At 70.2% G+C, this 6200-nt stretch carries 8 protein-coding genes; 2 read left to right on the top strand and 6 right to left on the bottom strand.

The features are described 5' to 3' along the window. Positions 1–46: 46 nt before the first annotated feature. From ACFWQC_RS17220 to hisD, 6 genes are all read right to left on the bottom strand, one after another. On the bottom strand, positions 47–478 hold the full coding sequence (locus ACFWQC_RS17220) for a DUF1801 domain-containing protein (RefSeq protein ID WP_378680285.1): 432 nt from the start codon (positions 476–478) through the stop codon (positions 47–49). A 9-nt stretch (positions 479–487) separates the two neighbouring features. Beyond that, complete coding sequence (locus ACFWQC_RS17225; RefSeq protein WP_378680287.1) at positions 488–820, bottom strand: hypothetical protein; 333 nt, start codon at positions 818–820, stop codon at positions 488–490. Then, entirely contained in the window at positions 821–1480 is a 660-nt protein-coding gene (gene hisH, locus ACFWQC_RS17230; RefSeq protein WP_378680290.1) for an imidazole glycerol phosphate synthase subunit HisH, read from the bottom strand. Between the two features lie 79 nt (positions 1481–1559). Then, a complete protein-coding gene (gene hisB, locus ACFWQC_RS17235) occupies positions 1560–2177 on the bottom strand; it encodes an imidazoleglycerol-phosphate dehydratase HisB (RefSeq protein ID WP_378680293.1) in 618 nt (205 codons plus the stop codon). Beyond that, positions 2174–3268, bottom strand: a complete 1095-nt coding sequence (locus ACFWQC_RS17240; RefSeq protein ID WP_378680296.1) for a histidinol-phosphate transaminase — start codon at positions 3266–3268, stop codon at positions 2174–2176. The genes hisB and ACFWQC_RS17240 overlap by 4 nt, the downstream gene beginning before the upstream one ends. Then, positions 3265–4572 (bottom strand): histidinol dehydrogenase, encoded by a 1308-nt coding sequence (gene hisD / locus ACFWQC_RS17245; protein ID WP_378680299.1) that lies wholly within the window; start codon positions 4570–4572, stop codon positions 3265–3267. The genes ACFWQC_RS17240 and hisD overlap by 4 nt, the downstream gene beginning before the upstream one ends. Positions 4573–4927: 355 nt before the next feature. Between hisD and ACFWQC_RS17250 the strand changes: the two genes are divergently transcribed. Further along, complete coding sequence (locus ACFWQC_RS17250) at positions 4928–5596, top strand: LON peptidase substrate-binding domain-containing protein (protein ID WP_378680302.1); 669 nt, start codon at positions 4928–4930, stop codon at positions 5594–5596. Then, complete coding sequence (gene ybaK / locus ACFWQC_RS17255; protein WP_378680304.1) at positions 5596–6096, top strand: Cys-tRNA(Pro) deacylase; 501 nt, start codon at positions 5596–5598, stop codon at positions 6094–6096. The genes ACFWQC_RS17250 and ybaK overlap by 1 nt, the downstream gene beginning before the upstream one ends. Positions 6097–6200: the final 104 nt, after the last annotated feature.

Below are 6200 nucleotides of genomic sequence, written 5' to 3' on the forward strand. Positions count from 1 at the left end.
CCCACTGTGCCACAGCCGACCGGCCGCTCACGGCCGATCAGAGGGATCAGTCCTCCGCCGCGCGCTTGCCGTAGGTGCCGCCGGTGAGGGTGGCGTACGAGCGCCGGATGATCTCCTCGAGAACGCTCAGATCGACCGCGGCGACGTCCTTGAGATAGAGGCAGCCGACACCGTGGGTGTGTGGGCCGAGGCGGGCGAGGAGGTCTTCATGGGCCGAGATGCCATCGTTGAGGTAGACGACCGAGGCGGCCTTGCGGGGCGAGAAACCCGCGGCCGGGGCATCGCCCTCGGTGCCGCTGGCGTACTTGTAGTGGTACTCGCCGAATCCCACGATCGCGGACCCGAACATCCGGGGCTCCGCCTCGGTGGCGCGCCGCATCAGCTCCAGCAGCGTGGCGGCGTCCCGACGACGACCCGGAGGCTCGACAGCCTCGATGAAACCCACCGGATCGGCATCGGTCCAGGTCGTCTTGGCCATCCGGCCACTCTAGCGGCGGAACAGCAGCGTGTAGACCACAGGCGCGACCAGCACCGACGCGATGGCTGAGAAGACCACCGTGCCGACGTCCTCGGTGACGAGGTAGACCAACGCGTTGAGGAGCAGCAGGACCACGATCAGGATCCGTACGTTGCGCCGCCGGCGCTCCGCGAGCGCACTGACCGGTCGGGACCGGCGAGCCGGAACCCACCCGGTCAACCGCTCCCGCCGGGCTCGGCGGGAGGCGGACCTGGCCGCCCGGGCAGCACGCTCCTCGGCGGCCTGGGCGGCCAGCCGCTCGCGCTCGGCGCGGGCCTTCGCCCGGGCTCCGGTCTGGGCCACCTACGCCGCCTTCAAGGAGGACACCCAGTTGCGCAGCACCGCGGCGCCGGCGTCCCCGGACTTCTCCGGGTGGAACTGGGTCGCGCTCAGCGGGCCGTTCTCGACGGCGGCCACGAACCGGTCGCCACCCCCAGAATCAGGTCCCGTCTCGGCCCAGGTGACCAGCGGCGCGACGGTGCGGTCGTTGGTGACCAGGGTCCAGTCGCGTACGCCGTAGGAGTGCACGAAGTAGAACCGCTCCTTCTCGACGCCCGCGAACAGCGACGTCCCGGACGGCACGTCGAGCGTGTTCCAGCCCATGTGGGGCACGATCGGCGCCTGGAGACGCTCGACGACGCCGGGCCACTCGCCACAGCCCTCGGTCTCGACACCGTGCTCGATGCCGGTCTCGAAGAGGATCTGCATGCCGACGCAGATCCCCATGACCGGGCGACCGCCGGCGAGCCGGCGGGCGATGATCCGCTCGCCGCGGATCGCGCGCAGGCCCTTCATGCAGGCCTCGAAAGCGCCCACGCCGGGCACCAGCAGCCCGTCGGCCGCCATCGCGGCGTCGAGGTCACCGGTCAGCTCGACCGAGGCGCCGGCGCGCTCGACGGCGCGGACGGCCGAGCGTACGTTGCCCGATCCGTAGTCGAGCACGACCACCGAAGGCCCACTCACAGCACCACGTCCGTGACGCAAGCGCCAGAATACGAACGCGGCACTGTAGGGACACGATCGTTCACTCGCTGACGCTCGTTCACAGTGCGCCCTTCGTCGACGGGATCCCGGTCTCGCGCGGGTCGTAGGCGATCGCATCGCGGAACGCTCGCGCGAACGCCTTGAACTGCGTCTCCACGATGTGGTGCGGCTCGCGCCCGGCGAGCACGTTGACGTGCATCGTCAGGTGGGCGTGGTGGGCGATGGAGTCGAAGATGTGCTGGGTCAGGGAGCCGAGGTAGGGCACCCCGGAGCCGCCGAGCAGCACGTACTGCTGGCCCTCCGGCTCCCCTGTGTGGACCGAATAGGGTCGACCGGAGACGTCGACGACGCACCGCACCAGGGCTTCGTCGAGCGGGACGGTCGCGTCGCCGTAGCGACGGATGCCCTTCTTGTCTCCCAGCGCCTCGCGCAGCGCCTGGCCGAGCACGATCGCGGTGTCCTCGACGGTGTGGTGGGCGTCGATGTGCACGTCGCCCTCGGAGTGCACGGTCAGGTCGACGAGGGAGTGCCGTCCGAAAGCGGTCAGCATGTGGTCGTAGAAGCCGACACCCGTCGAGACGTCCACCCGTCCGGTGCCGTCGAGGTTCACCTCGACGACGACCTTCGACTCCGAGGTCTCCCGCTCGATCCGGGCGGTCCGATCAGTGCGCGTCATGCGCGTGCTCCGTTCACATCGGTCAAAGCTTGCTTGAAAGCGGTCATCTCGTCGGGTGTCCCGACCGAGACCCGCAGCCATCCGTCGGGCCCGGTCTCGCGGATCAGCACTCCGCGGTCGAGCAGCCCCTGCCAGACCGCATGCCGGTCGGCGTAGCGTCCGAAGAGGACGAAGTTGGCATCCGAGTCGGCGACCTCGAGCCCCTGCTCACGCAGCCACTCGACCAGCGTGTCCCGCTCCTCGCGAAGATCTGCCACGTAGCCCAGCAGCTCTGGCGCGTGCCGCAGGGCCGCGCTCGCCGCCGCCTGGGTGACCGCGGAGAGGTGGTAGGGCAGGCGTACGACGCGGATCGCGTCACAGATCGCCGGGTCGGCCGCCAGGTAGCCGAGCCTCAGCCCGGCTCCGGCGAAGGCCTTCGACATCGTACGGGTGACGACCAGGTTGCGGTGGCGGTCGAGCAGTTCCAGCGCCGAGGGCACCCCGGTCCGACGGAACTCGCCGTAGGCCTCATCGACGACGACGATGCCGCCGTCTCCGACGGCCTCGCACAGCACGGTGACCGCCTCCGGCGGCAGCGCGGTGCCGGTGGGGTTGTTGGGGCTCGGCAGCAGTACGACGTGGGGGCGGGTCTCCTCGACCAGCGCCCGCGCCTTCTCCAGATCGATCGCGAAGTCGCTCTCGCGGTGTCCGACGACCCACTCGGTGTTGGTGTCGCGGGCGTACTCCGGATACATCGAGTAGGTCGGCGCGAAGCTGATCGCGGTGCGCCCGGGACCACCGAAGGCCTGCAGCAGCTGCAGCATCACCTCGTTGGACCCGTTGGCCGCCCACACCTGCTCCGGCGTGATCTGAGCCTCCACATCCGAGGAGAGGTACGCCGCCAGCCCCTCCCGCAGGGCGACGAACTCGCGGTCGGGGTAGCGGTTGAGCGTGCGCGCCGCCTCACCGACGCTGGCCGCGATGTCGGCGACCGTCTCGGCGGAGGGCTGGTAGGGGTTCTCGTTGACGTTGAGCTGGACCGGGACGTCCAGCTGCGGAGCGCCGTAGGGCTCGATCCCCGCGAGCTCGGCACGGATCGGCGGCCAGTTCACGAGAACCTCACCGATACGGCCGCGCCGTGGCCCGGCAGGTCCTCGGCCTCGGCGAGCGTGACCACGTGGTCCTTGACCGCGGCCAGGCCCTCGCGGGAGTAGTCGACGACGTGGATCGACTTGGTGAAGGCCCGCACCGAGAGGCCCGAGGAGTGGCAGGCGCAGCCGCCGGTGGGCAGCACGTGGTTGGACCCGGCGCAGTAGTCACCCAGCGACACCGGAGCGTAGGAGCCGACGAAGATCGCGCCGGCGTTGCGGATCCGGCCGGCGACCCGGGCGGCGTCGGCGGTGTGGATCTCGAGGTGCTCGGCGGCGTACGCGTTCACGACCTCAACGCCTTGGTCGATGTCGTCGACGAGCACGATGCCCGACTGGGCACCGGTCAGTGACGTACGGATCCTCTCGACGTGCTTGGTCGCGGCGACCTGCTTGTCGAGCTCGGCCTCGACATCGGCGGCAAGCGTCTCGGAGTCGGTGACCAGCACCGAGGCTGCGAGGGGGTCGTGCTCGGCCTGGGAGATCAGGTCGGCGGCGACGTAGGCGGCCTCGGCGGTCTCGTCGGCGAGGATCGCGATCTCGGTCGGGCCGGCCTCGGAGTCGATCCCGACCTGCCCCTTGAGCAGGCGCTTCGCGGTGACGACGTAGATGTTGCCGGGCCCGGTGACCATGTCGACGCGCTCGCACGGCTCGACGCCGTAGGCGAACATGGCGATCGCCTGGGCACCACCGACGGCATAGACCTCGTCCACGCCCAGCAGCGCGCACGCGGCCAGGATCGTGGGCTGCGGGAGCCCGCCGAACTCTTTCTGCGGCGGCGAGGCCAGCGCGATCGACGGCACCCCGGCTACCTGCGCCGGGACGACGTTCATCAGCACCGAGGAGACCAGCGGAGCCAGACCACCAGGCACATAGAGCCCCACGCGCCCCACCGGCACCTTGCGGTGCGTCACCCGGGCGCCGGGCGCCAGGTCGGTGACCGCGTCCTTCTCGAGCTCGGCGGCACAGGTCGTACGCAGCCGCGCGATCGACTCCTCGAGCCCGGCCCGGATCGCCGGGTCCAGCTCGTCGAGAGCCTTGGTCAGCGCCTCGGCCGGAACCCGGATGTCGTCGACGCGCACGCCGTCGAACTTCTCCGAGAACTCGGCGATCGCCTCCTGGCCCCGCTCGCGGACGGCGTCGATGATCGGCTGCACCGCATGAGTGGCCGCCTCGATGTCGAACTCGGCACGCGGCACGGCGGCGCGGTAGTCGATGGTCGAAGCGGCGCCTCTGTCGGCACCCCTCAGGTCGATGCGGCGGATCATGCTTCAAGTCTACGAGTGGGCGGCCTCCGGAGCCGATCTGCCGACGCCACGTGGACGCCGCGCGACACGCGGCGGAGGGAGGCATACGGCACCCCGATCCGGGTACTCGGGATTCCGACCCACCAAAGGAGGATCGTCATGGCACGGACACGACCAGCTCACCTGGGGCGCCGTGATCACCGGCATCGCCCTCCTGGCCGTGATGCTCGTCGGGGCGCTCCTCGGCGCCACCAGCGGTCAGCGCTACACCAGGATCGACCGGGGGGTCCACGGCGACTGACGGCTCGGGTCGGCAGCTGAAACAACACGGGGGTTCGCGGGCGCACATGCCCGCGGCCCCCATAGGTTGGTGCCCGTGAACGAGCGTCAGCGACTACCCATGTTCCCGCTCAACGCGGTCCTGTTTCCCGGCGTGACGCTGCCGCTGCGCGTCTTCGAGGACCGCTATCGCGCGATGGTGCACCACCTGCTCCGCCAGGAAGAGGAGGAACGCCACTTCGGCTCGGTCGCGATCCGCGAGGGCTACGAGGTCGGTGAGACCGGCGCCCAGTCGCTCTACCGCGTCGGGGTGAAGATGTTGATCACCGAGGTCGAGCGGCACGAGGACGGTTCCTTCGACCTCGAGGTGCTCGCGGTCGACCGGATCCGGATGGACAGCCTGGTCAGCTCGGGTGACTTCCCCGTCGCCGACGTCGAGGACCTCCCCGAGGACCACGTCGCGGTCCCGAACGCGATCGTCGACACCGCACGGGCGACCTTCACCGCCTACCGGGCCGCACTGCTGGAGTTCCGCGACGACCCGTTCTCCGGCTCGCTCCCGAAGGATCCGGAGTTCCTCTCCTGGACCATCTCGGCCACCACTCCCCTGCCGATGCCCGACCGGCAGGCCCTCCTGGAGGCACCCGACGCCGGCGTACGCCTCGGCATGGCCACCGACCTGCTCCGCTCCGAGCTCAAGGCGATGAACGTCATCCCCTCGCTGCCCGCGACCGAGGTCGCCCGCACGAAGTGGTCCCCCAACTGATGCCGAAGAAGCAGGCCGGAAAACGGGCCGGCGGAGGCACCCCCGCGACCGTGGCCCTCACCCAGGCCGGCATCGACTACACCCTGCACCCATACGAGCACGATCCACGCGCGGAGTCCTACGGCCTGGAGGCAGCCGAGGCCCTCGGCGTCGAGCCGAAGCGGGTCTTCAAGACGCTGATGGCCTCCCTGGACGGGAAGCTCGTCGTCGGCATCGTCCCCGTCACCGGCCAGCTCGATCTCAAGGCACTGGCGCGCGCGCTGGGTGGATCGAAGGCGCAGATGGCCGAGGTGGCCGCGGCCGAGCGTGCGACCGGCTACGTCGCCGGCGGGATCTCACCCGTCGGCCAGAAGCGTCCCCACCCGACCGTCCTGGACGAGTCCGCGACGACGTACGAATCGATCTACGTCTCCGGAGGCCGACGCGGCCTGGACATCGAGCTCTCTCCCGCCGACCTGATCAAGATCACGGACGCCACCACGGCCCCCCTCGCCAGATGACCTTGCCGAGTCGGCGCGAACTGACCGAAACCCACGCCGAGTCGGCTCGTCATGACGAGCCGACGCGGCGGTGGGTCGTGGCAGTTCGAGCCGACTGGGCTCGG

Source organism: Nocardioides sp. NPDC058538 (assembly GCF_042719275.1).
Lineage (GTDB): Bacteria > Actinomycetota > Actinomycetes > Propionibacteriales > Nocardioidaceae > Nocardioides.

Excerpts from the sequence above, each read along its gene's own strand:
- ACFWQC_RS17220 (WP_378680285.1), bottom strand. The coding sequence starts at position 478 with ATGGCCAAGACGACCTGGACCGATGCCGATCCGGTGGGTTTCATCGAG.
- hisD (WP_378680299.1), bottom strand. The coding sequence starts at position 4,572 with ATGATCCGCCGCATCGACCTGAGGGGTGCCGACAGAGGCGCCGCTTCG.
- hisB (WP_378680293.1), bottom strand. The coding sequence starts at position 2,177 with ATGACGCGCACTGATCGGACCGCCCGGATCGAGCGGGAGACCTCGGAG.
- ybaK (WP_378680304.1), top strand. The coding sequence starts at position 5,596 with ATGCCGAAGAAGCAGGCCGGAAAACGGGCCGGCGGAGGCACCCCCGCG.